Below are 26,568 nucleotides of genomic sequence, written 5' to 3'. Positions count from 1 at the left end.
GTCGGATACACGCATGCCTTTTACCCTCAAAGGCCCTTGCGAATTTCGTGAAGAAATCCGCAAGAGCCGCTTCATCACCCTCGCAGCTCCCATCACCAGCCCGGCTGACGCACAAGCGTTCATCGATCAGCACAGCGATCTGAACGCCACGCATAACTGCTGGGCCTGGAAGCTGGGCGATCAATACCGCAGTAACGATGACGGCGAACCGGGTGGCACTGCGGGTCGGCCGATTCTGGCAGCGATCGAGGCGCAGGGTTTCGATCAGGTCGTGGTGCTGGTGATTCGCTGGTATGGCGGCATTCAACTGGGCACCGGTGGCCTGGCCCGTGCTTATGGCGGAGGTGCCAACAAATGCCTGCAACAGGCACCTCGGCTGGAACTGGTCAACCGGCTGTCGTTCCAACTCGAATGCAGTTTCAGTGAGCTGGCGCTGGTCAAGGTTCGCCTTGCAGACGCCAATGGTCTGGTTGAAGCCGAGGATTTCACGGCCAATGGTGTGGAGATGTCGGTCGCCCTCGCGCCGGAGCATGTCGAGACACTGCAACGGCAACTGGCCGACTTGAGCCGGGGCAGGATTGTGTTACACCGCGCGTCCGCTCTGTAACCACAACGTCAAGAAAGTCTGCGTTTTGCCCACATCTACTGTGCATCCGGCTGTGGATAAGCTGAGCACATACCGCTGCAAGCCTTATCGGGCAAGCGATACGGGCGATTGATCATTTTTTGTACAATTAACAAGTGTCGCTGTAAAAACATCGACAAAACAGCGATTTAACGACCCTTAGCACGTTCGGCTGCTAAGCCATACGGCGTTATTCTCGGTTCATCGCCTTTCGCACAGGAACTGTGGAGCAACCTGTGGATAACAGGTGCAAGGGTCGCGCTGCGGGTTGACCGGTCTCTCTCGCAGGCATCTGTACATTTTTTGCTCAAATCAATGAGCCATATTAGCTCTCGTTATCCGCAGGTACGCCCCGATCTGGTGCCGATAGCTCGCTTATTGGCTTAGCGAGCACTTTATGCCGTTCTGTCAGGCCCGATTCTGCGCATTGTGAGAAAAGCTGACTCCCTGGCCAGGATTTTGCTTTACCCACGAGCGATCCTCTCCTGCATCAGAGCCCGATATGTCAAACCACGCGATACCTGCGCGTCTCCAATTGCGCCACATCACCAAACGGTATCCCGGCTGTCTGGCCAACGACGCCGTCGATCTGACCATTCAGCCAGGCGAAATCCACGCGCTGCTGGGTGAAAACGGCGCCGGCAAGAGCACCCTGATGAAGATCATCTATGGCGTGACGCAGCCGGACGCCGGTGCCATCGTCTGGCAAGGTCAGCCGCAGACCATGCGTAACCCCGCGCAGGCGAGGAGCCTGGGCATCGGCATGGTGTTTCAGCACTTTTCACTGTTTGAAACCCTGAGCGTGGCGCAGAACATCGCCTTGGCGATGGGTGCGGCTGCCGGAACACCGAAACAGCTGGAGCCACGCATTCGTGAGGTGTCACAGCGCTATGGCATGGCTCTGGAGCCACAGCGGCTGGTCCACAGCCTGTCGATTGGCGAGCGGCAAAAGGTAGAAATCATTCGCTGCCTGATGCAGGACATTCGCCTGTTGATTCTCGACGAGCCGACGTCCGTGCTCACGCCGCTGGAAGCCGAAGAGTTGTTCGTCACCCTGAGGCATCTGGCGGCCGAGGGCTGCAGCATCCTGTTCATCAGCCACAAGCTGGGTGAGGTCCGGGCCCTGTGTCACAGCGCAACGGTGTTGCGCAACGGAAAGGTTTCAGGGCACTGCATCCCGGCCGAATGCTCTGACCTTGAGCTGGCGCGGCTGATGGTGGGTGATGCCGAAGGCCTGACCGCGCAGTATGAAAAAGTCAGCGGCGCGGCACCGTTTTTGAGGATCGAGCGCTTGTCCTGGCACAACCCCGACCCGTTCGGTTGCTCGCTGAAGGACGTGAGCCTGCAAGTGCGCAGCGGCGAAATCGTCGGCATCGCCGGTGTAGCGGGCAACGGACAGGACGAATTGCTCGCTCTGCTCAGCGGCGAACAGCGCCTGCCCGTCGATCAAGCGGCCACGCTGCGTTTCGCCGATACACCGGTCGGCCACCTGCGTCCCGACGCCAGGCGCAAACGTGGCCTGGCCTTCGTACCGGCCGAACGCCTGGGCCACGGCGCGGTGCCTGAATTGAGCCTGGCCGATAACGCGCTGCTCACGGCGTTTCAGCAAGGTCTGGTCAGCCGCGGCTTGATTCAGCGCAACAAGGTCCGCGCATTGGCGGATGAGATCATTCGCCGTTTTGCGGTCAAGACGCCGGATGCCCAGACCGCAGCGCGCAGCCTCTCCGGCGGCAACCTGCAGAAATTCATTCTGGGCCGCGAGATCATGCAGAACCCGAAACTGCTGGTGGCCGCGCACCCGACCTGGGGCGTGGATGTCGGCGCGGCGGCGGCCATCCATCGCGCACTCATTGCCCTGCGCGATGCCGGTGCGGCGATTCTGGTGATCTCCGAGGACCTCGACGAACTGTTCCAGATCAGTGACCGCCTCGCCGCCCTGAGCGGCGGACAACTTTGCGACCTGATTCCGACCGGACAGACCAGCACCGTGCAGATCGGCGGCTGGATGGCGGGTCAATTCGCCCCTTCTCAAACCCAGGCCCACACGCCTGGTTAACGGAGCAAAAGATGCTGCTTTCTCTGGAACCGCGCGGACAGCAGTCGCGCGCCATGTTGTGGTGCTCTCCCCTGCTGGCAGCCGTGCTGACGCTGGTGAGCGGATCGCTGCTGTTCATCGCGCTGGGGCTCGATCCCTGGGTGACGCTGCACACCTTGTTGATCGCGCCGGTCAGCGATCTGTACGGGCTGTCGGAACTGATGGTCAAAACCCTGCCGATTCTGCTGTGCGCGCTGGGTCTGGCAGTGGCCTATCAGGCGCGCATCTGGAACATCGGGGCCGAAGGCCAACTGCTGCTCGGCGCTCTGGCGGGCAGCGCGGTGGCGGTCAATATCATCGAGATGGAAAGCCGCTGGGCACTGGTGATCGTCCTGCTCGCCGGGACACTGGCCGGTGCCGCATGGGCCGGAGTGACCGCCTGGTTGCGCACGCACTTCAATGCCAATGAAATCCTCACCAGCATCATGCTCAACTACATCGCGCTCAATCTGCTGCTGTACTTCGTGCACGGTCCGCTCAAGGACCCGGCGGGCATGAACTTTCCAGAGTCGGCGACCTTTGGGGACGCCAGTCGTCTTCCGCTGCTGATGGAGGATGGCCGCGCGCATGTGGGCGTGTATTTCGCACTGTTCGCACTGATAGCGGTGTGGGTGCTGCTGCAGCGCAGCTTCATCGGTTTTCAGATCAAGGTGCTGGGTCTGGACAAACGTGCTGCCGGGTTCGTCGGCTTTCGTGAGAAACGTCTGGTGTGGCTGGCGTTGCTGATCAGCGGCGCGCTGGCCGGGTTGGCGGGTGTTTCGGAAGTCACCGGCCCCATCGGACAACTGGTGCCGCAGGTTTCGCCGGGTTACGGCTACGCCGCGATTACCGTGGCGTTTCTCGGGCGCCTCAACCCCATCGGCATTCTGTTCTCCAGCCTGCTGATCGCTCTGCTGTACCTGGGAGGCGAAAGCGCGCAGATGACGCTGAACCTGCCGCCCGCCATCACTCAACTGTTTCAGGGCATGATGCTGTTTTTCCTGCTGGCCTGCGATGTACTGATTCTTTACCGCCCGCGCCTGAAGCTGCGCTGGGCCAAGCGTCAGATGACGCCTGCCGTGGGAGCCGTGTGATGGATATCGATCTGCTGAGCAATATTTTCTACGCCATGGTGCGCTGCGGTACGCCGTTGTTGCTGGTTGCGCTGGGTGAATTGATCTGCGAGAAGAGCGGCGTGATCAACCTGGGACAGGAAGGCATGATGCTGTTCGGGGCGGTGATCGGTTTCATCATCGCGCTGAGTACTGGCAATCTGTGGCTGGGCGTATTGCTGGCGATGCTGGCGGGCATGCTGCTGTCGGCACTCTTCGCGCTGGTTGCGCTGGTGTTCAATGCCAATCAGGTGGCCACCGGTCTGGCCCTGACCATTTTTGGCGTCGGCCTGTCGAGCTTTGTCGGGGCTGCCTGGGTCGGCAAGCCGCTGAGCGGTTTCGAGCCGTTCGAGATCCCGCTGCTGAGCGAAATCCCGCTGATCGGCCGCATGCTGTTCGCTCAGGACCTGCTGGTTTACCTGTCCTTCGCCCTGTTCGCACTGGTGGCCTGGGCACTGCTGAAAAGCCGGGTCGGGCTGATCATCCAGGCGGTCGGCGAAAACCCTGATGCGGCCAGCGCAATGGGCCTGCCGGTACTGCGGGTCCGCACGCTGGCGGTGTTGTTCGGCGGTGCGATGGCCGGGCTGGCAGGCGCCTACCTGTCGCTTGCGTATACACCCATGTGGGCCGAAAACATGAGCGCCGGTCGCGGCTGGATCGCTCTGGCGCTGGTGGTATTCGCCAGTTGGCGTGTCTGGCGTCTGCTGTTGGGCGCCTACCTGTTCGGCCTGGCCAGCATTCTGCATCTGGTCGCACAAGGCATCGGGCTTGCGATTCCGTCCAACCTACTGGCCATGCTGCCGTATGTTGCGACCATCATCGTGCTGGTGTTGCTGTCTCGTGACGCTCTGCGCACCCGGCTGTACGCACCGGTTTCGCTTGGACAGCCTTGGCGGGCGGGGCATTGAGCCACATAAACATGAAGGCGCTTCGCAGCAGACTGCAGTGACCACCGGGCTTGGCTTACCCAGAACCATGAGCCAAGCTTCGTGGATGCTCACGGACCGCTTTGTAGCGGGTGGTTTTCAGGCTGAACGAAGTGGACAGCAGCGTTGCCGAACCAGAGAAGGCTCCTGCGTTGGACATAGCGTTTTGCCGCCGAGCCCGTAGCGCCCTTTTCAATCTGCCAAGGAGTTTTTTCATGACGACCAAAACCGCGCTGATCATCGGCGCCTCGCGTGGCCTGGGCCTTGGGCTGGTTCAACGCCTGACCGAACAGGGCTGGAAGGTCACCGCTACCGTTCGTGATCCACAGAATGCCGACAGCTTGAAAGCCATCGAAGGTGTGCGGATTGAAGCCGTGGACATTGATGACACCGCTTCGCTGGAAGTGCTGGTGCAGAAGCTGAAGGGCGAAGTATTCGACGTGTTGTTCGTCAATGCCGGAATCATGGGGCCCAAACACCAGAGCGCCGCGCAGGCCACCGCCGCCGAGCTGGGCCAGTTGTTCCTGACCAATGCGGTTGCGCCAATCCGCCTTGCCGAGCGCTTCATCGACCATATCCGTCCCGAGACGGGCGTTCTGGCCTTCATGAGTTCGGTGTTGGGCAGCGTTGCCTGCCCTGACGGCGAGACCATGACGCTTTATAAAGCCAGCAAGGCCGCGCTCAATTCGATGACCAACAGCTTTGTCACGCAACTGGGCGAGCCACGGCCGACCGTACTGTCGCTGCATCCGGGCTGGGTCAAGACCGACATGGGCGGCGAGAATGCCGCCATCGACGTGCAGACCAGCACCACCGGCCTGGTTGAGCAGCTCAATGCCTACGCGGGCAAGGGCGGGCATCACTTCATCAACTACAAGGGCGAGACGATTGCCTGGTAAATGATCGTGCGTGAGGCAGGAATGTGATCGTGCCGATGTTCTGCATCGGCATGCTGCCAGGAAAGCCTTGCACGCGTCCGTCCGAGCGCCACTTGATTAAAAACTGATCAACCCATTAAACTCGCCTCCCTTGCCGAGGCGCTGTCTGCCGCTGGCGACCCTGGATCAGCAGACAGGGCAACACTGAGCTGGCTAACCCTGAACCCACTTTCAGAGGAGCCGGCCGATGTCCGCGATCCGTATCTGGTTGAAAAATCCCCTCGCTGTCTTCACTGCCAATGACCTGGACGCCCGTGGCGGGCTCGTGATTGAGGGCGGCGTGATCACCGAAATGCTGGCGGCAGGGCAGCAACCTGCCCTTCCCTGTGCCGAAATCTTCGATGCTCGCGAGCATGTGCTGCTGCCCGGCCTGATCAACACCCATCATCACTTCTATCAGACCCTGACCCGAGCCTGGGCACCCGTGGTCAATCAACCTCTGTTTCCATGGCTCAAAACCCTGTACCCGGTGTGGGCGCGCTTGACGCCCGAGAAACTGGCCGTCGCCAGCAAGGTTGCGCTGACCGAGCTGTTGCTGTCCGGATGCACCACAGCCGCCGATCACCATTACTTGTTTCCAGACGGTCTGGAACAGGCCATCGACGTACAGGTGCAGAGCGTGCGTGAACTGGGCATGCGCGCCATGCTCACTCGCGGCTCCATGAGTCTGGGCGAAGCCGACGGCGGACTGCCGCCGCAACAGACCGTGCAACAGGGCGAGGTGATTCTGGCCGACAGCCAGCGCCTGATCGAGACCTACCATGAGCGTGGCGACGGCGCTCAGATTCAGATCGCCCTTGCGCCGTGCTCGCCCTTTTCCGTCACGCCACAGATCATGGCTGAAAGCGCCGCACTGGCTGAAAAGCTCGACGTGCGCCTGCACACTCATCTGGCCGAAACCCTTGATGAGGAAGACTTCTGTCTTCAGCGCTTCGGCCTGCGCACGGTGGATTATCTGGACAGCGTCGGCTGGCTCGGCCCACGCACCTGGCTGGCACACGGCATTCATTTCAACCCGGAAGAAATCGTCCGTCTGGGTGACGCGGGTACGGGCATCTGTCATTGCCCAAGCTCCAACATGCGCCTGGCCTCCGGCATTTGCCCGACGCTGGACCTGACCGCAGCAGGCGCACCGCTCGGGCTTGGTGTGGATGGTTCAGCGTCCAACGATGCCTCGAACATGATCCTCGAAGCGCGTCAGGCGTTGTACCTGCAACGGCTGCGCTACGGCGCGGAAAAGATCACGCCCGAGTTGGTGCTGGGCTGGGCCACCAAAGGCTCGGCACAGTTATTGGGGCGTACTGACATTGGCGAGCTGGCAGTCGGCAAGCAGGCTGACCTGGCGCTGTTCAAGCTCGACGAGTTGCGCTTCTCCGGCAGCCACGATCCGCTGTCAGCGCTTCTGCTGTGCGGTGCAGATCGTGCGGATCGAGTGATGATCGCTGGCAGATGGCGCGTGATCGAGGGTCACGTGGAAGGGCTGGATCTGCAGCACCTGATCGCACAACACCGCCAGGCTGCGCGTGAGCTGATTCAGGGTTGAGCGCTCAAGGACGAGCGCTCGCCCCTCGGTTCAAAGCCCCAGACACGACAGCATGATGAACGTCGCAAACAGCACGAAGTGGGTCATGCCTTCGATGGCGTTGGTTTCGCCGTCGTTGAGGTTGATCGCGCTCACCAGCAGGGTGATCAGGATCATCACGGTCTGTACCGGGGTCATGGCCATCTGGAACGGCTGGCCGCTGTAGAGCGCCATCGCTTCCATCACCGGGACGGTCAGGATCACCGTCGACAGCGAGGCGCCCAATGCGATGTTGACCACCGATTGCATGCGGTTGGCCAACGCGGCACGCAGCGCGGTCAGGATCTCGGGCGACGCGGAAATGGCCGCGACCAGAATTGCGGTCATGACCGGCGGCGCGCCGGTGCCTTCCAGGCCGAGATCGACGGTCTTGGACATCACCTCCGCCAGCGCACCGATCACCACTACGCCGACCACGAGCGTGGCGATGGAACGGGTCAGGTTCACGGGTTCTGCGTGTTCTTCAGGCTGATCCTTGCGCTTCTTCTTGTCCGGGTAGCTGTAGCTGAAAAAGTAGCTGTGCGGCCCGACCTGCATGCGCAGGAACAAGGTGTAAAGCAGGATCATCGCGCCAATGGTGAACGCCGAGTAGATTTTCCAGTTCGCTTCGGGAATGAACTCGGGAACCACCATCGACACGCCCATCGCGGTCATGATCATCACGCTGTAGGTGCGCGCCGAATCATCGTTGTAAGACTGCTCGCCGTGCTTGATGCCGCCCATGAGCGCCGCCAGGCCGAGAATGCCGTTGATGTCGAGCATTACGGCAGAGTAAATGGTGTCGCGCACCAGCGTCGGTGACGGCTCGTTGCTCATCATGATCGCCAGGATCACCACTTCGACCAGCACCGCCGACAGCGTCAGGATCATCGTGCCGTAAGGATCGCCGACTTTCTCGGCGAGCATTTCGGCATGATGGGCCACGCGCAACGAGGCGCAGACAATGAAGCCGACCAGCGCCAGACCGGCCACCAGAGCGACTGTCTGACCGTTGCCCAGCAGCGTGTGCTCCAGCGGATAGGCGACGAAGGTGGCGATGATCGCCAGCAGTAAAAACTTCTCTTGCTTGAGCAATGCGCCCATTTCGTTCCCCAAACCCTTGCGACACATCGCCGCGGATGTATATGAAGGTGTCTGTCAGTGAAGCCGTTCAGAGTGCAGGGTGTGACAAAAGGTTTCAAAAAAAGCCCGGAATGAGAACGCCACCCACACGTAAATGACTTTTGATCCCGCCGCCACGATGTGAAATAGTGCCCGCCGTTTTATTCGCGACCTTCCGGCGCGGCTGTTTTCACCGCTCTGTTCCCGCAGCAAAGGACATTCGCCATGCGTGCTTTTCGACTGACCCATCTGCTGGCTGGCAGCCTGTTGGCGGCCCTGGCCTGCGCAACTCAAGCCGCGCCGATCGATATCGATGACGGCCAGCACAAGGTTCATTTGCCTGACACCCCCAAACGCGTGGTCGTGCTGGAGTTCTCCTTTCTCGACAGCCTGGCCTCGGTGGGCGTGACACCGGTGGGTGCCGCGGACGACGGCGATGCCAATCGCGTGCTGCCCAAAGCACGCAAGGCCATCGGTGAGTGGCAGTCGGTGGGGCTTCGCTCGCAGCCCAACATCGAAGTCATCGCGCGCCTCAAGCCGGACCTGATCATTGCCGACCTGGGCCGTCATCAAGCGCTGTATAACGATCTGGCCAGCCTGGCACCGACATTGATGCTGCCGTCGCGTGGCGAGGATTACGAAGGCAGCCTGAAATCCGCCGAACTGATCGGCACCGCGCTGGGCAAAGGTCCGCAAATGCAGACGCGCATCGCCGAGAACCGCGAGCACCTGAAAAACGTCGCGGCGCAGATACCGGCCGACACCAAAGTGCTGTTCGGCGTCGCTCGTGAAGACAGCTTCTCGGTCCACGGCCCGCACTCTTACGCTGGCAGCGTGCTGAAAGCCATCGGCCTGCAGGTGCCAGAAGTGCGCAAGAACGCAGCGCCGACCGAGTTCGTCAGCCTCGAACAATTACTGGCGCTGGATCCGGGCTGGTTGTTGGTCGGCCACTACCGTCGCCCAAGTCTGGTGGACAGTTGGAGCAAGCAGCCGCTGTGGCAGGTTCTGAGCGCGGTGCGTAACAAGCAGGTGGCCGAAGTGGATGGCGACAGCTGGGCGCGTAACCGCGGCATCATGGCCTCCGAGCAGATTGCCGATGATGCGCTTGCGGTCCTCAAGGGCGGCAAGGCCGTGATCAACCCGTAAATGCGGCGCTGGCTGATGGCGAGCGTAATCGCCGCAAGCTGTCTGGGCCTGTTCTGGATGTCACTGTTCGCCCTGTCGCCGTTCACTGTCCGGCAGATCGATGCCTGGAACGGACTGTTCACGCTTGGTCGCGAGGGCGGCAACATTGCCTACATCGTCGCGCAGTTGCGGGTGCCGCGAGCCTTGTGCGCGGCGCTGGTCGGCGCCTGTCTGGGCGTGGCCGGGGCCTTGATGCAAGGCATCACCCGCAATCGACTGGCTTCGCCATCCCTGTTCGGCGTCACCGCAGGCGCGGCGCTGGGTCTGGCGCTGTTCTCGACCGGACTGGTCGCGCTGCCCTTTCCCGGCGGCGCGTTGCTGATGACGTGCCTGGGTGGCGCGCTGGCCTGGATCACCGTGTTCAGCCTCGGCGGTGCCTGGTCGCCTGCCACGTCGCAAGGGCGACTGGTGCTGGCGGGCGTCGCGGTGGCAGCGTTGTGCGCGGCGCTGACCCGCCTGACCGTGATCCTCGTCGAAGCGCAGGCGCAAAGCGTTCTGAACTGGCTGGCCGGCTCGCTGGCCAATGTCGGTGCCGAACAACTGCAACTGCTCTGGCCCTGCACGCTGATCGGCATCGTGTTCGCGATTGCTTGCGCACCACGCCTGAACCTGATCAATCTCGGTGAAGACGCCGCCCGCTCGCTGGGCGTGCGGATCGGCGCATTGCGCCTGCTGGTGTTCGTGGTCAGTCTGATGCTGGTCGGAGCCAGCGTCTGCGCGGTCGGGCCGATCGGCTTCGTCGGCCTGATCGCGCCGAACATTGCCCGCCAGGCGCTGGGTAACGACTATCGCTGGCTGATTCCGGTCAGTGCCGGACTGGGTGCTGCCATCGTGCTGGCGTCCGACCTGATCAGCCGCGCCGTGGCCTTTCCGGTCGAAACGCCTGCGGGCGTGGTCACCGCGTTGATCGGCGCGCCGTTCTTTCTGTTTCTGGCGAGGCGTGCGCTATGAACAGGCCTCGTTCTACCCTGTTGATTCTGATCGGTCTGTTGTTGCTGGCGCTGTTGCTGAGCCTGAGCGCGGGCACCGTCTGGCTGACGCCCGGCACCGTACTCGACCACCTGATCGCGCAAGACGCCAAAGACTTCGAGGTCTGGAATCATCGTCTGCCACGTGGCCTGATTGCGATTGTGACTGGCTGTGCCTTCGGTCTGGCGGGCGCCATCGTTCAGGGCGTGATCCGCAATCCGCTGGCCTCGCCGGAGATTCTTGGCGTGACCCAGGGTGCAGGACTGGCGCTGACCATCGCGATCATCGGCTTCCCACAATTACCCGTGTCCGCGCTGCCGTTCGTGGCGTGCCTGGGCGGTGCGGGTGGCGCGTTGCTGCTGGCGCTGTACAACACCGGCGTGCAGTTTTCCGGGGTGCGTTTCGCGCTGTCGGGTGTCGCCATCGCAGTCACACTGTCGAGCATCACCGAGTTTCTGATCCTGTCCAACCCGCTGGACATCAACACCGCCTTGCTGGCGCTGACCGGCAGTTTGTGGAGCCGCAACTGGCATCACGTATTGCTGACCGTACCGCTGCTGATATTGATTCCGGCCACGCTGCTGCTCGCCAAACCGCTCAACCTGATCGGTCTGGGCGACGAAGCGGCGCAGAGCCTGGGCACCGGCCTCACGCGCACCCGCTGGCTGGCGATGGGCAGCGCGGTGCTGCTGACCAGTATGGGGGTCGGGATCATCGGCCCGATCAGTTTCGTCGGCTTGGTCGCCCCGCATATGGCTCGCCGCCTGGTGGGCGGCCATCATCAATATTTGCTGCCGGCATCGATGGTATTGGGCGCACTGTTGTTGGTCCTGGCCGACACGCTCGGTCGCACGCTGATCGCCCCCAGCGAAATTCCAGCCGGGATTCTTACGGCTGTGATTGGCGCTCCGTATTTCCTGTGGCTGCTGGCCCGATTCAAAGGTTGATCCCATGAGCATTCTTCAGGCGCAGCAACTCGACATCGGCTACGGCGCAACGCGCATCGTGCAAGACCTGTCGTTCAGCCCGCCGCCCGGAAAGGTCACCGCGCTGATCGGTCCCAACGGCTGTGGCAAGTCCACCCTGCTCAAAGCGTTCGCACGGATTCTCACCCCGCAGTCCGGCAGTCTGAGCCTGGACGGCAAAGCCTACCGCGAGCTGTCGGCGCGGGACCTGGCCCGCAAGGTAGCGTTTCTGCCACAAGTGCTGCCGATCCCCGAGGGCGTCAGTGTGCGGCAACTGGTGGCTTACGGTCGCAGCCCGCATAACAGTCTGTGGGGGCGGCTGAGTGGGGCGGATCAGCACAGCGTCGATCAGGCCTTGCAGCGCATGGAACTGAACACCCTCGCCGACCGGCCGTTGTCCGACCTGTCCGGCGGACAACGCCAGCGCGCATGGCTGGCGATGATCCTGGCCCAAGACGCGGCAATCGTGCTGCTCGACGAACCGACCACCTATCTGGACATCAGCCATCAGGTCGAACTGCTGGACCTGATGCGCGCCCTCAGCGCCGAAGGCAAAACGGTCATCACGGTGTTGCACGACATCAATCAGGCCTGCCGTTACGCCGATCATCTGGCGGTCATGCAGGCCGGGCGACTGGTGGCCAGTGGTGCGCCGGGCGAGGTGCTGGATGCCGAGCTGGTTTGCCGGGTGTTCGACGTGCAGGTACAGATCATGCGCGAGCCGGTGGCCGGCACGCCGATGTGCATCGTCGAACGCAGCACGCGCTGCACCAGTTAGCGGCGAAACATGTATCGCCTGCACCGTCGCGCGGCAGGCAGGATCACTCAGACCGGGCCGCGACGCGTCTACGGCATAACTTGTCTTTGTGGTCAGCTATTTGCATTGGCGGAGTATCCACTCCAACAAGACTGCAAGGAGCAAGACCCGATGCACCTGACCACCCCACGCCGTCCCCTGAAAAAACTGCTGTGCGCCATGACCGCTGTCGTAGGTCTCGGTGCAAGCCTGCTCGCCTCGGCAGCCGATCCGTTGAAAGTCGGCTTCGTCTACATCGGCCCCATCGGCGACCACGGCTGGACCTATCAGCACGAGCAGGGCCGCAAGGCGATGGTCGCGGCGCTGGGCGACAAGGTCAGCAGCAGCTACGTGGAAAACGTGCCCGAAGGCGCGGACGCCGAGCGCGTGATCCGCAACATGGCCAAGGGCGGTTACGACCTGATTTTCAGCACCTCGTTCGGCTACATGAACCCGACCCTGAAAGTTGCCAAGCAGTTTCCCAAGGTCAAGTTCGAGCACGCCACCGGCTACAAACAGGACAAGAACATGGGCACCTATCTGGCCCGCACCTACGAAGGCCGTTACGTCGGTGGCTTCCTGGCGGCGAAGATGACCAAGACCAAGAAGATCGGCTACGTCGCCTCGTTCCCGATCCCTGAAGTCTTGCGCGACATCGACGCCATCCAGCTAGCGCTGAACAAGTACAACCCTGGCACCGAGATCAAAGTAGTTTGGGTCAACTCCTGGTTCGATCCGGGCAAGGAAGCCGACGCCGCCAACGCGCTGATCGATCAGGGCGTGGACGTGGTCTTCCAGCACACCGACAGCCCGGCGCCGATCCAGACCGCCGAACGGCGTGGCGTGTATGCCGTCGGCTACGCCTCGGACATGGCGCACTTCGGTCCCAAGGCTGTATTGACGTCCATCGTCAACAACTGGGGCCCGCATTACATCCAGGCCACCGAGGGCGTGATTGCAGGCACCTGGAAACCGCAGGATTACTGGGGCGGCCTGAAGGAAGGCACGGTCGAATTGCCGATCAGCGATCTGGTGCCCGCCGACGTGAAAGCTGAAGCGCAGCAGATCATCGCCAGCATCGAGAGCGGCGAATTCCACCCGTTCACCGGCCCGATCAAGGACCAGACCGGCACCGTGAAAATCCCGGCTGGCGTGGTTGCGACCAACGCAGAACTGGCCTCGATGAACTACTACGTCGAAGGCATCAAGGCTGAATTGCCGAAGTAATCTGCCTGGTGGATCGCGCCCTCGTCCCGTAGGCGTGATCCATCTGACGACCACCGGATTTCCAGGACCGTTTCATGGACCAGCTTCCCATCATCGACATCGCCCCGCTCTATGGCACGGACACGCAAGCCTGGCAGACAGTTGCTCGCCAGATCGACAGCGCCTGCCGTGAATGGGGATTCTTCTACATCACGGGTCATTCGATTGCGCCACAGCGCATAGAGCAAGTGCTGGCGGCCGCCAAGTCGTTCTTCGCACGGCCCGCGGCCGAAAAGCTCAGGATCGACATCACCCAAAGCACGCATCATCGCGGCTATGGCGCCATTGCCACCGAGCAACTGGACCCCAGCCTGCCAAGTGACCTGAAGGAAACCTTCGACATGGGCCTGCATCTGGACGCCGGTCATCCCGACGTGCTAGCAGGCAAACCGCTACGCGGACCGAACCGGCACCCCGACATTCCAGGCTGGGAAAGCCTGATGGAACAGCATTATCTGGACATGCAGGCGCTCGCGCAGACCCTGCTGCGAGCCATGACGCTGGCACTGGGCATCGAACGGGACTTCTTCGACCAGCGTTTCAAGGATCCGGTCAGCGTGCTGCGCATGATCCATTACCCGCCACGCCACACGGCCACCTCAAGCGAGCAGCAAGGCGCGGGCGCACACACCGATTACGGCTGCGTCACGCTGCTGTATCAGGACACGGCAGGCGGTTTGCAAGTACGTAACGTGCGCGGCGAGTGGATCGACGCGCCGCCCATCGACGGTACGTTCGTGGTCAATCTGGGCGACATGATGTCGCGCTGGAGCAACGACCGTTACCTGTCCACGCCGCATCGGGTCATCAGCCCGCTGGGTGTCGATCGTTATTCGATGCCGTTCTTCGCCGAACCGCATCCGGATACGCGCATCGAATGCCTGCCGGGCTGTCAGAGCGAAAGCCAGCCGGCGCGCTATCCTGTCACGACCTGTGCCGAGTTTCTGCTGTCGCGTTTTGCCGATACCTACGCCTATCGACGCGAGCAGGAAGCCGTGCAAGCGCCTCTTAGTTGAACGGTCGGTCAGGTTTTACCCTGTTGAGCGCTGCGCATCTGTAGAATGCCCGCGATCTGCACCTGATGAGAAAAGCACATGTACGACTGGTTGAACGCACTGCCCAAGGCAGAATTGCACTTGCACCTTGAAGGTTCGCTGGAACCCGAGCTGCTGTTTGCCCTGGCCGAGCGCAACAAGATTGCTCTGCCCTGGAACGACGTCGAAGCGCTGCGCAAGGCGTATGCCTTCAACAATCTGCAGGAATTCCTCGACCTGTATTACCAGGGCGCCGACGTGCTGCGCACCGAGCAGGACTTCTACGACCTGACCTGGGCCTACCTGCAACGCTGCAAGGCGCAGAACGTGATTCACACCGAACCGTTTTTCGATCCGCAGACCCATACCGATCGCGGCATTGCGTTCGAAGTGGTGCTGGCCGGGATCACCGGCGCGCTGAAAGACGGCAAATCGCAACTGGGCGTCGACAGCGGCCTGATCCTCAGCTTCCTGCGCCACCTGAGCGAAGAAGAAGCCGGGAAGACCCTGACCCAGGCACTGCCGTTTCGCGATGCATTCGTGGCTGTCGGTCTGGACAGCTCGGAAATGGGTCATCCGCCGAGCAAGTTCCAGCGCGTCTTTGACCGTGCTCGCCACGAAGGCTTCCTGACCGTGGCGCATGCCGGAGAAGAAGGTCCGCCGGAATACATCTGGGAAGCACTGGACCTGCTGAAGATCGAACGCATCGACCACGGCGTGCGCGCCATCGAAGACGAGCGACTGATGCAGCGCATCATCGACGAACAGATCCCGCTGACCGTCTGCCCGCTGTCCAACACCAAACTGTGCGTGTTCGATGACATGGCCCAGCACAACATTCTCGACATGCTGGAGCGCGGCGTGAAGGTCACGGTGAACTCGGACGACCCGGCTTACTTCGGCGGCTACGTGACCGAGAACTTCCACGCGCTGTATACGCACCTGGGCATGACTCAGGATCAGGCCAAACGCCTGGCGCAGAACAGCCTCGATGCACGATTGGTCAAACCCTAGCATCGACCTTCGATCACGCCCATGCTCCGCGTGGGCGTACCGCCCTTAACGCTCTGCGTCACAGAACTATGGACACCGAGCGTCCTGCCGCTGATCCGGGTGTCGCCACGCAGTAGCCTTTTAGGGGGCCTACAGAATTCGAAAAAAATCGTACGCTACGGTTTTCCGAACGTATGGCGGTATGCCATTTGCCAAGCTTCGGGGTCACCCAGCCAAACACCCCTTAGCGTCAGGCGTCTCACTGGCACCACATCAGACTAGGGGCGTTTTCTGACGCCGAGGCGTAAATCTCTATGGATTCAACCTCATACGTCGAATGCATAGCGTACGATTTTGTCCGTTTTTCCTATCGATCCCCACATCAAGAGGCTGAGATGCGCAACTGTTTTATCGGGGCGGATGCTTGGGAAGAAGAAATTGAACGACACTGGTAGGGCTTAGTGCACTTTCTGTTCCGTTGCTCCCCAAACCCCTAGTACTATTTTTTCCGAATTCTGAATGCTCCCCAGACAATAGCCAAACCACGCAATGCGTGGTCTGGCGGGAACATAAAAATGTACTAATCGAGGATATTGACTGGTACTTTTCGGCCTTTAGGCAATGTCACGATCAGCGCCTCTACCCTGTCCCCCCCTGCGCTCATCGCAGAGTTATCACTGTAGACCTTGCCTCCTTGATTCAGAAAGTCGCCCAGTCTCATTTCAGTAGTTACATGATCGGAACGTGCGTAATGACTGAGAGCCCCGAGCGCGCCCCGACCCGCCATGACATTCAGGGACGGCGTATTCAACGAGGATGCATGTGCTATTCGAGGCCTGTAGGCATCGGCCTGGTCAGGTCTCGCTCCAATATGCTGGGCATAGGGGCTTTCTTGTAACTCTTCATGAAGTGCGACAATAGCACCTGAATTTGGATTCCCGGTTGCATACCCATTGCGCACGTATTCTCTCGGGGTCGTGCGATAGACTGACGTCTCACTGTTTAAGTCGTAAACCCTCATAGGATCATGCGCGTCGAGGAAATTTTCCCTCTCCTCGCTGGACAATTGGTGGATGGAAGTCAGCGTGTATTGTCCAACGAACCGCGAGGGTGAGCTTACACCCGATCCATACACGGGACTTGCCGGAGGGCTATAGGTTCGACTGACGCCTCCCGAATGACAGATGTTGCCCATTCAAACGTTCTCCAGATGGTTGATAAAACTTTCCTGGCCAGGATCAATGGCGGTTTAGACCGAACGTTCAGACAAATCCAAACGTTTTTTTTACCTCGCCCGACAGATTCAATAATGCTTCGACAACGCGGCGCATTTCTACACTATCAAGATTTAGCAAGGGGATTCTCGTATGCACGACTCCGCCTTTTTTTTCACTCAGGCCGACGGTGAAAAATGGCATTCTTAAGTTAAATTCGTTAAGCCTCAGGAGGCGTTGGCAAGCGTGGCTGTCTAAGTTGTCGATAACGCCAATATCAGATAAGAAATACACCCACTTGAATGTGTCCTGATAAATCTTTATAGAAACTTCGTTGAATTCAAAGCAATAAACTTCATGCTCATGTTTTTTCTCTTGAAAACCAGGCATGCCATAGTCTTTTGCGAGCCCATCAATTAAGCGGTCGAACGAATTCTTCATGGAGCCCCCCTCAGATCATGCCCAGTTCAGTGGTCATACCTATGTAGCTGGTTCCATTTGACAACCTTTTCATGTACGTGAAGCTCTGACAGAGGGTGGGGAAGGTGCATCCACGCCTGATCTTTGCGGTGAAATCACCTGCATTAATACTGATTGATAGGTATTTCCACTAGACCAGTAACGTCCGAGCCTCTTCCTAGGTGTTGCCGCTGACCAAAAACCGACCCAGGTGTTCATCTGCTTCTGCTCACTTTTAGAGCAGGAGAACACAAGGTTATCAGCATGGAAATGTTGGGAAAAATCCGTCGGATGTACTTCCGCGACAAGCTCTCACTGCATCAGATAGCCATCCTCATCGAGTCCGGACTAAAGATCACGCCGCTGGATGCAGCAGTGCCGGACACCGTCCAGGCACTGATCGACAAGACCAGTCAGCTACTGCCGCGCATCAAGATCACTGAACTGCTGTTGGACGTGGATAAATGGACAGGCTTCACCCGCCACAATCAGTTCAACCATGCCTTTGCGGCTAACCGGGACGAGATTCTACGCCTGAGCACATCTATCAAGCAGGGCACTGTCACGGCCTCGTTGATGCTGCGCAAGCTGGGTAGCTATCCGCGTCAGAACGGTCTGGCCGTGCCCCTGCGGGAACCGGGCCGGATCGAGCGTACGTTGTTTGTCCTTGACTGGTTGCAAAGCGTCTAGCTACGTCGTCGTGTGCACGCTGGGTTGAACAAGGACGAAGCGCGCAATGCCTTGGCCAGGGCGGTATTTTTCAACCGCCTTGGTGAAATCAGGGATCTCAGCTTCGAACAGCAGCGCTATCGGGCGAGCGGACTGAACCTGGTGACCGCCGCCATTGTGCTGTGGAACACCGGCTATCTGGAGCGGGCAACCCAAGGACTGACCGATGCCGGAAAGCCGGTGAGTACCTACCGGTATCAATACCCGTCGCCGCTGGGCTGGGAGCACATCAACCTGACTGGCGATTACGTCTGGCGGCAGAGCCGCAAGCTAGAAGACGGTAAATTCAGGCCGCTACGACAGGTCGGAAAACCTTAGCATACGATTTTTCCGAATTCTGTAGGCTACCCTTTTACGCCGCTGACGCAATCTTGCTGATCTCCCGCTGTCCGCTCGACGACACTTGCAGCGTACTGGACTCCTCGGTGGTGCGCAGCCAGCCCATCTGGATGAACAGTTGCAGCAGGCCGGCGCCCAGCGCACCGCCCAGGTGTGGGCTGCGTTCACTCCAGTTGGCGCAGGCGCAGACGGTTTCACGCTTGCGTTGGGCGAGCGCCGGTATATAGATTCCGCGTTCGGCGAACTTGGCCATGCCCTTGCTCGTGACCTCTAGACGTTTCTCCTGCTGCTCGATCCACCCCGCGCCCATCAGGCGCTGGTAAAGCTCGGCCGCCATTTCACCGCCCAGATGATCGCAACAGATGCGGGCGCGACGCAGCGGCAAGGAAGGCATCGGCTGCGCGACAATGCGGCTGATCTGGTCGGCGCTGGCCAACGACGCACTGGCCAGCGCCTCGACCGCCGCGCCCACCTCCGGCGCCGCCAGCCGGAAGAAGCGCTTGCGACCCCGCGCCTCCTGCTTCAACAGACCGCCGCTTGCCAGGCGCGCCAGATGCGCGCCCGCCGAAGAGGTCGAGAGGCCCGCCAGCAGCGCCAGCTCATCGGCGGGGCGAGCAGTACCATCCATCAATGCCCAAATCATTGCGCTGCGCTTGGGGTCGGCCAGCAAAGTCGCAATCTGGCTGATGCAAGGTGCATATTCCATGTGTTCACTCCCTGTTGAAACATTCATCTATTGCGATGACATATTGACAGCAATCACGCCTCAGTAAAGTTGAACGCGGATCCAACTTGAAATGACAAGTATAAACTCTATGCACCCTTGTCCGATTGAGTAAAAGCCGCTTTGGCCACTCTATTGCCATATCGGTGGCCATCATTCTGACTCAGGCGCAAGCCCAGGCCGCGCCGTCATCGAACAGCAGCGCACCGCCAGCCCGCTCTAGCTCAGGGTTTAGCAAACCGGAGCGGAAAAAATCTTCGAAAAACAAGGGAAAGGCCTACGGCAAAAATGCCAAAAACGTTCAATAACTGTTAGGTGCATTCACCAGAGAGCGAGGGAACTTTGCACATCGAAAATGCATTTAAACACCATATTTTCCGAAACTTCCGTAGGCTGATTCTTCAATTTATGTAGCCCTATAAAACATTAAAAGTCTTTATTGGCTTACAGCATGTTGCTTGCACTGCGTACGAAGCATATCGAGCAGCAGATTGACCGGTTTGCTGAGTTGCGCGCGATGGGCACACAACAGGTTCAAGGGGGCAAGTTCTCCGCACAAATGCGGCATCAGGACCAGCAGGCGTCCGGCCCTGACATCGGCGGCCACGTCCAGCCACGACTTGTACGCCACGCCCTCTCCGGCCACCGCCCAGCGTCGCACCACGTCGGCGTCATCGCTGAACCGGTTGCCGGTTACCGTGAGGCTGACTTCGCGCTTGCCGTCCTCGAATGTCCAGCGGTCATGAACCCGCTCGCCCAACATGAACAGCAGGCAGTTGTGCTGCGCCAATTGTTCGATCTGCTGCGGCTGGCCGTGGCGTTCCACGTAAGCCGGAGAGGCGCAAAGCACGCGCCGGTTGTCCGGCAGGACCGGCAACGCAACGAGCGAGGAATCCTCCGGCTCGCCATAGCGCAAGGCCAGGTCCACAGGTTGGCGGAACAGGTCGGCAATGCGATCACCCAACAACAGACGCACCGTGAGTTGCGGGTGTTGCTGTTGAAAGGCGTCCAGCCAGGGCAGCAGCACGTTGCGTCCCAGATCCGACGGTGCCGAGAGTTGCAATACGCCGTCGCAACGGTCCTGACTGCTGGCCAGCAAACGCTGCCCTTCTTCAAGGCTGCCCAGCGCAGCACGGGCGTATTCGAGAAACCCCTCACCCTCGGCGGTCAGGCGCAGGCTGCGTGTCGACCGGGCCAGCAGTCGGGCACCCAGTTGCAGTTCCACCCGCTTGAGCGATGCGCTGGCCACTGCTGCAGACAAGTCCATCACTCGTGCGGCAGCGGAAAGACTGCCCAGGTCGGCAGCACGCACGAATAGTTGCAGGTCATCGAAACGCAGCATGTGAAGTCCCGGATTATCAAAAAGAAATTGAAAGAGCCTGCCGTTTTAGCGGGTTTTATCCTTACGGGAAATAGCTAATGATCCGTTCATCCCTTTTCCAGATCGAGGACTGCGTCAATGAAAGCCATTGCCTACTACCAATCCCTGCCCATTAGCGACGCCCAGTCACTGCAGGACGTCGAACTGCCCGAACCGGTTGCGGGCGCTCGAGATCTGCTGGTCCAGGTCAAGGCCATTTCCGTGAATCCGGTCGATACCAAGATTCGCCAGAACGTTCAGCCCGAAGACGGTGTCGCCAAAGTGCTGGGCTGGGACGTGGCAGGCGTGGTCAAAGCCGTCGGCAGCGACGTTACGCTGTTTCAACCGGGCGACAAGGTTTACTACGCAGGTTCGCTGACCCGTCCCGGTGCCAACAGCGAACTGCACGTCGTGGATGAACGCATCGTCGGCCGCATGCCCAAGTCACTGAGTTTCGCGCATGCGGCCGCACTGCCGCTGACCGCGATCACCGCATGGGAGCTATTGTTCGAGCGCCTGCAAATCGCTCAGGGCAAGGGTGACAGTGGGCAGAGCCTGTTGATCGTCGGCGCGGCAGGTGGCGTGGGTTCTATCCTGACTCAACTGGCCCGCCAGTTGACCTCGCTGAACGTCATCGGCACCGCCTCGCGCGAGGAGACCACTAACTGGGTTCGTGAGCTGGGCGCACATCAGGTGCTGGACCACAGCAAACCGCTGAGTGAAGAACTCAAGCGCGTCGGCCTGCAAGCGGTTACCCACGTCGCCAGTCTGACCCAGACGGGGCAGCACCTCGACGAACTGGTCGAAGCCCTCAAGCCACAAGGCAAGCTGGGCCTGATCGACGACCCCAAGTCGCTGGATGTCTCCAGGCTCAAGCGCAAAAGCCTGTCGCTGCACTGGGAGTTCATGTACACCCGCTCGATGTACGAAACCGAAGACATGATCGAGCAGCACAACCTGCTCAATCGCGTGGCGGAACTGGTGGATGCCGGGACGCTGAAAACCACCTTCGGCGAGCACTACGGCCTGATCAATGCCGAAAACCTGCGCCGTGCTCACGCGCTGCTGGAAAGCGGCAAGGCCAAGGGCAAGATCGTGCTCGAGGGGTTCTGAGCCGCAGCGTTCAGGGTTGTGTCAGCCGCATGACCTGCTGACACAATCCTTGACCGGTCAGGCTGGCGTGACCTGTGCGTCACGCTGAGTCTGTAGCCTGCGCGTATACACCGATGCGCCGACTGCCAGGACACCGCACAGGCTGATGACCAGCGCCATCGGCGTTGCGGTGCCATCGTGCAACACCCCCACCAGGCTCGCGGCAGCTGCCGCAACGCTGAATTGCAGACAGCCCATCAATGCCGACGCGCTACCCGCACGGGCCCACTGACCGTTCATGGCACAGGCCGACGCGTTGGGGATGATGCAACCGAGGCTGGCGACACAGATGAACAACGGAATCAACAGTGGCCAGAGCGCTTCGGTGCGCAAGCCAGTCATGCCAAGCAGCACCAGACCCGCAGCGAGGTAGATCCACACCGTGCGCGCCAGCAGAAAGGCCGGGCCGGTCTTGCGCAGAATACGGGCGTTGATCTGCGCAACCAGAATGAAGCCCGCCGCATTGGTGCCGAACAGCCAACCGTAATGCTCGGCAGGTACGCCGTAGAGCTTGATGAACACGAACGGCGAACCGGCCACGTAAGCGAACATGCCAGCCATGGCGATGCCGCCCGTGAGCGCATGACCGATGAACACACGATCCGTCAGCAGACGCCCGTATTGACGCAATGCGCCACGCAGTGGCTGACGCGGTGTGCTGGCGGCCATGCTTTCCGGCAGGCCCAGCGCAACGGCGGTCAGGCACAGCGCGCTGAACAGCGTCAGGCTGACGAAGATCGACTGCCAGCCAAAGGCATTGACCAGCACGCCTCCGAACATTGGCGCCAGAATCGGTGCCAGGCCCATGACCAGCATCAGTTGCGAGAACACCTTGGCGGACTCCACGGCATTGCACTTATCGCTGACGATTGCCCGCGACAACACCATCCCGGCGCAACCGCCCAGTGCCTGAACGAAGCGTGCCCCGATCAACCATTCCAGATTGGGCGCAAAGGCGCACGCCAGCGAGGCCAGCGTAAACAGGCTGACACCCACCAGCATCGGGATGCGCCGTCCGAACCGGTCGGCCATCGGGCCATAGGCGAGCTGTCCCAGCGAGAGGCCAAGAAAATACGCCGCCAGGGTCAACTGGACGTGTTTTTCATCAGTCTGGAAATACGAAGCGATGGCGGGAAAGCCGGGTAGGTAGAAATCAATGGCCAACGGGCCGAAGGCGCTCAATGCGCCAAGAATCAGGATCGTACGTAAATTCATCAGTCGTCCATAGCGATGCGGGGCAACGGGTTAGTCTAACCGCCTTACCCTGAACAGGACGGAATGCAGAGAAATTAATTCAAGATTTTTCTGTTTTACAGAACATCGAGACTGATGGGTGGACGCGCCTTACGGGCGACAACATCAATCCAGTAACAGAGTGGCTTTTTGAAGAATATGTTAGTGGAATTGCGCCCAGACCCGGCGCAGTTCCACCTAACGACGCTCATCCAGCGAGTGATGGTGTTGAATGACAGGACAGGCTCAGACCGATTGAGCCTGATAACCTTCTTCAGCGATCAGCCGGATAATGTGCTCGGCGCTCAACACGCTCTGCACCTTGACCTCTTGGCTGGACAGCTCGATCTGCACATCGGCGGCGGGGTCTTCTTGCCTGATGGCCTGAGTCACGGCACGTACACAGTGCCCGCAGGTCATGCCCTGAACAGTGAATAACTGCATGTGATGCTCCTCTGAGGGTGGATGAGGTGCATCTTCAACCTTGTCATCGTGGCAAGGTCAAGTTTTTACTGTTTCTGCCGGGCTGGCATTCGGCGTTATCGTGGGCCAAGCTCCATCATCGACGTTTTCATCAGGAGTATCAGCGATGCGCTGGTCAGTAGTTAGCCTCTTCAGCATTCTCGGCCTATTGGCTGCCGCACCCGCCGTTCAGGCGGCTCAGGATTACGGCATTCTGATCATTTCCCGCGAGCGTCTGGAAGTGGCAACCTCGTGCGAGATCGGCATCTACATTCAGGATCAACTGGCCGGGCGGCTGTATCAGGAAGACTCGGTGTCGTTCAATCTGCCAGCGGGCCCCGTATCGGTTCGCCTGCGCCGGCTGCCCGGAAACGTGGTCGGCTGCGAGCCGGGAATGGAAGCAGCGAGCAGCACCACCATTCAGATGCATGCCGGTGACATCCTCAAGTACCGCATCGCGACCAGCCTCAAGGGCATGTACCTCAAGAAAGCCGACCTGAACTATTGATTCGCCCTTGACCTTGCCCATGTGGCAAGGTTGATCCTTGCAGGTATCCAGCCTCAGGGAGTCAATGAGATGCAAGACACCATCACCTTCGACCTGCCCATCAGCGGCATGACCTGCGCCAGTTGCGCAGGTCGGGTCGAGCGTGCCCTGGCGAAAGTGCCGGGGGTCAACAGCGTGACGGTCAATCTGGCCAACGAGCGCGCCCATGTTCAGGCCGAGCCCAAGACCGATCCACACACCTTGATCAACGCTGTCAGCCACGCAGGATACGGCGCGACGCTGCTTCAGGACGAGCGTGTCGAAACCGAGCGCAAGCGTCATAGCCTGCACCGTGAACGCGCGGCCTTGCTGCTGGCGATCGTGCTCGCCGTGCCGCTGATCGTACCAATGCTGCTATCGCCAATGGGCGTGCACTGGATGCTGCCCGCCTGGGCGCAGGCTGCCCTGGCGACGCCGGTGCAGTTCCTCCTCGGGGCGCGTTTCTATGTGGCGGCGTGGAAAGCCGTCAGGTCAGGCGCGGGCAATATGGACCTGCTGGTAGCGATCGGCACCAGCGCCGGATACGGCTTGAGCGTCTATCAATGGCTGAATGCCGCACCGGGCACCACGCCGCATCTGTATTTCGAAGCCTCGGCGGTGGTCATCGCGCTGGTGCTGCTGGGCAAATACCTGGAAAGCCGCGCCAAGCGCCAGACCGCCAGTGCGATTCGCGCGCTTGAGGCATTGCGTCCGGACCGCGCCGTACGGGTTGTGGACGGTATCGAACAGGATGTCACCGTCAGCGCCCTGCAGCTCGACGACAAGGTGCTGGTCAAACCGGGCGAACGTTTTCCGGTGGACGGCGAGGTGCTCGACGGCCACAGCCACGCCGACGAAGCGCTGATCACCGGTGAAAGCCTGCCAGTGGCCAAGCAGCCTGGCGATCGGGTCACGGGCGGCGCCATCAATGGTGAAGGCCGGTTGCTGGTCAGAATCACTGCGCTGGGCTCGGAAACCGTCCTGGCCCGCATCATCCGTCTGGTCGAGGACGCGCAGACCGGCAAGGCACCGATTCAGCGACTGGTGGATCGGGTCAGTCAGGTGTTCGTGCCGGTGGTGCTGCTGATCGCCCTCTTCACCCTGGCGGGCTGGCTGCTGGTCGGGGCGTCGCTGGAGGTGGCGTTAATCAATGCGGTGACGGTGCTGGTGATCGCCTGCCCCTGTGCGTTGGGACTGGCAACGCCGACGGCGATCATGGCGGGCACCGGCGTCGCGGCGCGCTACGGCATTCTGATCAAGGACGCCGAAGCGCTGGAACGCGCCCATGAAGTCACCGCCGTGGTGTTTGACAAAACCGGCACGCTGACGTCAGGCACGCCCCGGATCACCAACATGATTGCTCTGGAAGGCAACGAAGAACAGCTGCTGCAACGCGCAGGCGCCTTGCAGCGCGGCAGCGAGCACCCGCTGGCCAAGGCGGTGCTGGACGTCTGCCATGAGTGGCAATTGAAACTGGACGAGATCGAACACAGCCATGCGCTGAGCGGGCGCGGCATTGCCGGTACCGTGCAGGGTCACGCTCTGGTGCTGGGCAATCGACGTCTGCTGGAAGAAAGCGGTTTGCCCATGGGCGATCTGGTCGAGTCGGCACGCATCTGGGAAGCTGAAGGACGAACCCTGTCGTGGCTGATCGAACAGGCTCCCGAGCCGCATGTCATTGGCCTGTTTGCCTTCGGCGACTCGCTCAAGCCGGGAACGGATCAGGCCGTGCGCGAGCTGAACGCGCGCGGCATCACCAGCCACCTGCTGACCGGCGACAATCGCGGCAGCGCTCAAGTGGTGGCCAAGGCGCTGGGCATTCACGATGTGCATGCCGAAGTGCTGCCCGCCGATAAGTCAGCGACCGTGACGCAGTTGAAAAACCATAACGTAGTGGCAATGGTCGGCGACGGTATCAACGACGCGCCTGCTATGGCTGCTGCGGATATCGGCATCGCCATGGGCAGCGGCACCGATGTCGCGATGCAGGCGGCGGGCATTACCCTGATGCGTGGCGATCCGCGTCTGGTGCCGGCTGCACTGGACATCAGCCGCAGGACATACGCGAAGATCCGCCAGAACCTCTTCTGGGCCTTCGTCTACAACCTGATCGGCATCCCGCTGGCCGCGCTGGGCTATCTCAATCCGGTACTGGCCGGGGCCGCGATGGCGCTGTCCAGTGTCAGCGTGGTGAGCAATGCCTTGCTCCTCAAGACCTGGAAGCCAAAAGATCCAGGAGATGCACCATGAACATCGGTCAGGCAGCGAAACAAAGCGGGTTAAGCGCCAAGATGATTCGCTACTACGAATCCATCGATCTGCTGCCGGCGGCGCATCGCAGTGACAGCGGCTATCGGATGTACAGCGCGGATGATTTGCACACTCTGGCCTTCATCAAGCGCTCGCGGGATCTGGGGTTTTCGCTGGAAGAAGTCGGCAAGCTGCTCACCCTCTGGCAGGACCGCCAACGCGCCAGCGCCGACGTCAAGGCCCTGGCTCGCCAGCACATTGTCGAGCTGAATCAGAAGATCAGTGAACTGGCCGGACTGCGCGACACCCTGCAGAACCTGATGGACCACTGCCAGGGCAATGACCGCCCCGACTGCCCGATCCTCAAGGACCTGGCCTCCGGGGGCAACTGCGAGCAACATCAACACACCGGCCCCTGCGGGAGCGAACCTGTTCGCGAAGACTGATGAGCTGCATACCGCCGTGAAGCGGGCCGCGCAGGACGATGGGTGATGTTTGTGATCACACCGATGCGATGCCGCAGACACCGAACACGGAGCGTCCTGGCAGGCGTT

24 protein-coding genes and 1 pseudogene are annotated in these 26,568 nt (G+C 60.6%); 18 read left to right on the top strand and 7 right to left on the bottom strand.

Going from position 1 to position 26,568, the window contains the following annotated elements:
- Positions 1 to 13: 13 nt before the first annotated feature.
- The 6 genes from BZK31_RS21405 to BZK31_RS21380 all read left to right on the top strand — a co-directional run bounded on the left by BZK31_RS21405 (position 14) and on the right by BZK31_RS21380 (position 7,218).
- Positions 14 to 607: an IMPACT family protein gene (locus tag BZK31_RS21405; protein WP_083185203.1), complete on the top strand. Its 594-nt coding sequence runs from the start codon at positions 14 to 16 to the stop codon at positions 605 to 607.
- A 520-nt stretch (positions 608 to 1,127) separates the two neighbouring features.
- Positions 1,128 to 2,681 (top strand): ABC transporter ATP-binding protein, encoded by a 1,554-nt coding sequence (locus tag BZK31_RS21400; protein ID WP_083185201.1) that lies wholly within the window; start codon positions 1,128 to 1,130, stop codon positions 2,679 to 2,681.
- 11 nt (positions 2,682 to 2,692) lie between these two features.
- Positions 2,693 to 3,793, top strand: a complete 1,101-nt coding sequence (locus BZK31_RS21395) for an ABC transporter permease (RefSeq protein WP_083185199.1) — start codon at positions 2,693 to 2,695, stop codon at positions 3,791 to 3,793.
- A complete protein-coding gene (locus tag BZK31_RS21390; RefSeq protein ID WP_083185197.1) occupies positions 3,793 to 4,719 on the top strand; it encodes an ABC transporter permease in 927 nt (308 codons plus the stop codon). The genes BZK31_RS21395 and BZK31_RS21390 overlap by 1 nt, the downstream gene beginning before the upstream one ends.
- 233 nt (positions 4,720 to 4,952) lie before the next feature.
- Positions 4,953 to 5,636 carry an SDR family oxidoreductase gene (locus BZK31_RS21385; RefSeq protein WP_083185196.1) on the top strand — a complete coding sequence of 228 codons (684 nt, stop codon included), beginning with the start codon at positions 4,953 to 4,955 and terminating at the stop codon, positions 5,634 to 5,636.
- Positions 5,637 to 5,862: 226 nt separating this feature from the next.
- The gene (locus BZK31_RS21380; protein ID WP_083185194.1) at positions 5,863 to 7,218 is read left to right on the top strand and encodes an 8-oxoguanine deaminase; all 1,356 of its coding nucleotides are present in this window, start codon (positions 5,863 to 5,865) and stop codon (positions 7,216 to 7,218) included.
- A 30-nt stretch (positions 7,219 to 7,248) separates the two neighbouring features.
- On the opposite strand, the gene BZK31_RS21375 is transcribed toward BZK31_RS21380, so the two are convergent.
- Positions 7,249 to 8,340 carry a calcium:cation antiporter gene (locus tag BZK31_RS21375; RefSeq protein ID WP_083185192.1) on the bottom strand — a complete coding sequence of 364 codons (1,092 nt, stop codon included), beginning with the start codon at positions 8,338 to 8,340 and terminating at the stop codon, positions 7,249 to 7,251.
- Between the two features lie 243 nt (positions 8,341 to 8,583).
- On the opposite strand from BZK31_RS21375, the gene BZK31_RS21370 reads away from it, so the two are divergent.
- The 7 genes from BZK31_RS21370 (at position 8,584) to BZK31_RS21340 (ending at position 15,587) form a co-directional block, all read left to right on the top strand.
- A complete protein-coding gene (locus BZK31_RS21370; RefSeq protein ID WP_083185190.1) occupies positions 8,584 to 9,504 on the top strand; it encodes a Fe(3+) dicitrate ABC transporter substrate-binding protein in 921 nt (306 codons plus the stop codon).
- Positions 9,505 to 10,494: an iron-dicitrate ABC transporter permease FecC gene (gene fecC, locus BZK31_RS21365; RefSeq protein WP_167378074.1), complete on the top strand. Its 990-nt coding sequence runs from the start codon at positions 9,505 to 9,507 to the stop codon at positions 10,492 to 10,494.
- Positions 10,491 to 11,459: an iron chelate uptake ABC transporter family permease subunit gene (locus tag BZK31_RS21360; protein ID WP_083185189.1), complete on the top strand. Its 969-nt coding sequence runs from the start codon at positions 10,491 to 10,493 to the stop codon at positions 11,457 to 11,459. Before fecC ends, BZK31_RS21360 begins: the two co-directional genes overlap by 4 nt.
- A 4-nt stretch (positions 11,460 to 11,463) precedes the next feature.
- On the top strand, positions 11,464 to 12,255 hold the full coding sequence (gene fecE / locus BZK31_RS21355) for a Fe(3+) dicitrate ABC transporter ATP-binding protein FecE (protein ID WP_083185187.1): 792 nt from the start codon (positions 11,464 to 11,466) through the stop codon (positions 12,253 to 12,255).
- 150 nt (positions 12,256 to 12,405) lie between these two features.
- On the top strand, positions 12,406 to 13,500 hold the full coding sequence (locus BZK31_RS21350; protein ID WP_083185185.1) for a BMP family ABC transporter substrate-binding protein: 1,095 nt from the start codon (positions 12,406 to 12,408) through the stop codon (positions 13,498 to 13,500).
- Positions 13,501 to 13,574: 74 nt separating this feature from the next.
- A complete protein-coding gene (locus BZK31_RS21345; RefSeq protein ID WP_083185184.1) occupies positions 13,575 to 14,555 on the top strand; it encodes a 2-oxoglutarate and iron-dependent oxygenase domain-containing protein in 981 nt (326 codons plus the stop codon).
- Positions 14,556 to 14,633: 78 nt separating this feature from the next.
- Positions 14,634 to 15,587: an adenosine deaminase gene (locus BZK31_RS21340; RefSeq protein WP_083185183.1), complete on the top strand. Its 954-nt coding sequence runs from the start codon at positions 14,634 to 14,636 to the stop codon at positions 15,585 to 15,587.
- Between the two features lie 559 nt (positions 15,588 to 16,146).
- Here the strand turns inward: BZK31_RS21340 and BZK31_RS21335 are convergent.
- Both BZK31_RS21335 and BZK31_RS21330 read right to left on the bottom strand, forming a co-directional pair.
- Complete coding sequence (locus BZK31_RS21335) at positions 16,147 to 16,761, bottom strand: AvrPphF family type III effector (protein WP_167378073.1); 615 nt, start codon at positions 16,759 to 16,761, stop codon at positions 16,147 to 16,149.
- 67 nt (positions 16,762 to 16,828) lie between these two features.
- Positions 16,829 to 17,221, bottom strand: coding sequence for a CesT family type III secretion system chaperone (locus BZK31_RS21330; protein WP_083185182.1), 393 nt, complete (start codon positions 17,219 to 17,221; stop codon positions 16,829 to 16,831).
- 333 nt (positions 17,222 to 17,554) lie between these two features.
- Here BZK31_RS21330 and BZK31_RS21325 point away from each other — a divergent pair.
- Positions 17,555 to 18,286, top strand: a pseudogene (locus BZK31_RS21325) (Tn3 family transposase).
- A gap of 34 nt (positions 18,287 to 18,320) precedes the next feature.
- Here the strand turns inward: BZK31_RS21325 and BZK31_RS21320 are convergent.
- Positions 18,321 to 19,013, bottom strand: a complete 693-nt coding sequence (locus BZK31_RS21320) for an ArsR/SmtB family transcription factor (RefSeq protein ID WP_083185180.1) — start codon at positions 19,011 to 19,013, stop codon at positions 18,321 to 18,323.
- Between the two features lie 454 nt (positions 19,014 to 19,467).
- Complete coding sequence (locus tag BZK31_RS21315) at positions 19,468 to 20,373, bottom strand: LysR family transcriptional regulator (protein WP_083185178.1); 906 nt, start codon at positions 20,371 to 20,373, stop codon at positions 19,468 to 19,470.
- A gap of 117 nt (positions 20,374 to 20,490) precedes the next feature.
- On the opposite strand from BZK31_RS21315, the gene BZK31_RS21310 reads away from it, so the two are divergent.
- Complete coding sequence (locus BZK31_RS21310) at positions 20,491 to 21,504, top strand: zinc-binding alcohol dehydrogenase family protein (RefSeq protein ID WP_083185176.1); 1,014 nt, start codon at positions 20,491 to 20,493, stop codon at positions 21,502 to 21,504.
- Between the two features lie 57 nt (positions 21,505 to 21,561).
- Here the strand turns inward: BZK31_RS21310 and BZK31_RS21305 are convergent, their stop codons facing one another.
- Entirely contained in the window at positions 21,562 to 22,758 is a 1,197-nt protein-coding gene (locus BZK31_RS21305) for a multidrug effflux MFS transporter (RefSeq protein ID WP_083185174.1), read from the bottom strand.
- A 264-nt stretch (positions 22,759 to 23,022) separates the two neighbouring features.
- A complete protein-coding gene (locus BZK31_RS21300) occupies positions 23,023 to 23,220 on the bottom strand; it encodes a heavy-metal-associated domain-containing protein (protein WP_083185172.1) in 198 nt (65 codons plus the stop codon).
- A gap of 145 nt (positions 23,221 to 23,365) precedes the next feature.
- On the opposite strand from BZK31_RS21300, the gene BZK31_RS21295 reads away from it, so the two are divergent.
- From BZK31_RS21295 to cueR, 3 genes are all read left to right on the top strand, one after another.
- On the top strand, positions 23,366 to 23,746 hold the full coding sequence (locus BZK31_RS21295; RefSeq protein ID WP_083185170.1) for a hypothetical protein: 381 nt from the start codon (positions 23,366 to 23,368) through the stop codon (positions 23,744 to 23,746).
- 69 nt (positions 23,747 to 23,815) lie between these two features.
- On the top strand, positions 23,816 to 26,014 hold the full coding sequence (locus BZK31_RS21290) for a heavy metal translocating P-type ATPase (protein ID WP_083185169.1): 2,199 nt from the start codon (positions 23,816 to 23,818) through the stop codon (positions 26,012 to 26,014).
- Positions 26,011 to 26,460: a Cu(I)-responsive transcriptional regulator gene (gene cueR, locus BZK31_RS21285; protein WP_083185167.1), complete on the top strand. Its 450-nt coding sequence runs from the start codon at positions 26,011 to 26,013 to the stop codon at positions 26,458 to 26,460. Before BZK31_RS21290 ends, cueR begins: the two co-directional genes overlap by 4 nt.
- Positions 26,461 to 26,568 lie beyond the last annotated feature (108 nt).

Origin of the sequence: Pseudomonas floridensis (genome assembly GCF_002087235.1) — a bacterium.
GTDB classification, from domain to species: Bacteria; Pseudomonadota; Gammaproteobacteria; order Pseudomonadales; family Pseudomonadaceae; genus Aquipseudomonas; species Aquipseudomonas floridensis.
The sequence above is the reverse complement of the archived record's forward strand: the minus strand, read 5'-3'. Positions and strand labels throughout refer to the sequence as shown.

What these genes read in the sequence shown, in the direction of transcription:
- BZK31_RS21310 (WP_083185176.1), top strand. Translation starts at nt 20,491, where the DNA reads ATGAAAGCCATTGCCTACTACCAATCCCTGCCCATTAGCGACGCCCAG.
- BZK31_RS21395 (WP_083185199.1), top strand. Translation starts at nt 2,693, where the DNA reads ATGCTGCTTTCTCTGGAACCGCGCGGACAGCAGTCGCGCGCCATGTTG.
- BZK31_RS21330 (WP_083185182.1), bottom strand. Translation starts at nt 17,221, where the DNA reads ATGAAGAATTCGTTCGACCGCTTAATTGATGGGCTCGCAAAAGACTAT.
- BZK31_RS21390 (WP_083185197.1), top strand. Translation starts at nt 3,793, where the DNA reads ATGGATATCGATCTGCTGAGCAATATTTTCTACGCCATGGTGCGCTGC.
- BZK31_RS21295 (WP_083185170.1), top strand. Translation starts at nt 23,366, where the DNA reads ATGCGCTGGTCAGTAGTTAGCCTCTTCAGCATTCTCGGCCTATTGGCT.
- BZK31_RS21315 (WP_083185178.1), bottom strand. Translation starts at nt 20,373, where the DNA reads ATGCTGCGTTTCGATGACCTGCAACTATTCGTGCGTGCTGCCGACCTG.
- BZK31_RS21400 (WP_083185201.1), top strand. Translation starts at nt 1,128, where the DNA reads ATGTCAAACCACGCGATACCTGCGCGTCTCCAATTGCGCCACATCACC.
- BZK31_RS21340 (WP_083185183.1), top strand. Translation starts at nt 14,634, where the DNA reads ATGTACGACTGGTTGAACGCACTGCCCAAGGCAGAATTGCACTTGCAC.
- BZK31_RS21405 (WP_083185203.1), top strand. Translation starts at nt 14, where the DNA reads ATGCCTTTTACCCTCAAAGGCCCTTGCGAATTTCGTGAAGAAATCCGC.
- cueR (WP_083185167.1), top strand. Translation starts at nt 26,011, where the DNA reads ATGAACATCGGTCAGGCAGCGAAACAAAGCGGGTTAAGCGCCAAGATG.
- fecE (WP_083185187.1), top strand. Translation starts at nt 11,464, where the DNA reads ATGAGCATTCTTCAGGCGCAGCAACTCGACATCGGCTACGGCGCAACG.
- BZK31_RS21300 (WP_083185172.1), bottom strand. Translation starts at nt 23,220, where the DNA reads ATGCAGTTATTCACTGTTCAGGGCATGACCTGCGGGCACTGTGTACGT.
- BZK31_RS21305 (WP_083185174.1), bottom strand. Translation starts at nt 22,758, where the DNA reads ATGAATTTACGTACGATCCTGATTCTTGGCGCATTGAGCGCCTTCGGC.
- BZK31_RS21375 (WP_083185192.1), bottom strand. Translation starts at nt 8,340, where the DNA reads ATGGGCGCATTGCTCAAGCAAGAGAAGTTTTTACTGCTGGCGATCATC.
- BZK31_RS21335 (WP_167378073.1), bottom strand. Translation starts at nt 16,761, where the DNA reads ATGGGCAACATCTGTCATTCGGGAGGCGTCAGTCGAACCTATAGCCCT.
- BZK31_RS21290 (WP_083185169.1), top strand. Translation starts at nt 23,816, where the DNA reads ATGCAAGACACCATCACCTTCGACCTGCCCATCAGCGGCATGACCTGC.
- BZK31_RS21385 (WP_083185196.1), top strand. Translation starts at nt 4,953, where the DNA reads ATGACGACCAAAACCGCGCTGATCATCGGCGCCTCGCGTGGCCTGGGC.
- BZK31_RS21320 (WP_083185180.1), bottom strand. Translation starts at nt 19,013, where the DNA reads ATGGAATATGCACCTTGCATCAGCCAGATTGCGACTTTGCTGGCCGAC.
- fecC (WP_167378074.1), top strand. Translation starts at nt 9,505, where the DNA reads ATGCGGCGCTGGCTGATGGCGAGCGTAATCGCCGCAAGCTGTCTGGGC.
- BZK31_RS21380 (WP_083185194.1), top strand. Translation starts at nt 5,863, where the DNA reads ATGTCCGCGATCCGTATCTGGTTGAAAAATCCCCTCGCTGTCTTCACT.
- BZK31_RS21345 (WP_083185184.1), top strand. Translation starts at nt 13,575, where the DNA reads ATGGACCAGCTTCCCATCATCGACATCGCCCCGCTCTATGGCACGGAC.
- BZK31_RS21360 (WP_083185189.1), top strand. Translation starts at nt 10,491, where the DNA reads ATGAACAGGCCTCGTTCTACCCTGTTGATTCTGATCGGTCTGTTGTTG.
- BZK31_RS21350 (WP_083185185.1), top strand. Translation starts at nt 12,406, where the DNA reads ATGCACCTGACCACCCCACGCCGTCCCCTGAAAAAACTGCTGTGCGCC.
- BZK31_RS21370 (WP_083185190.1), top strand. Translation starts at nt 8,584, where the DNA reads ATGCGTGCTTTTCGACTGACCCATCTGCTGGCTGGCAGCCTGTTGGCG.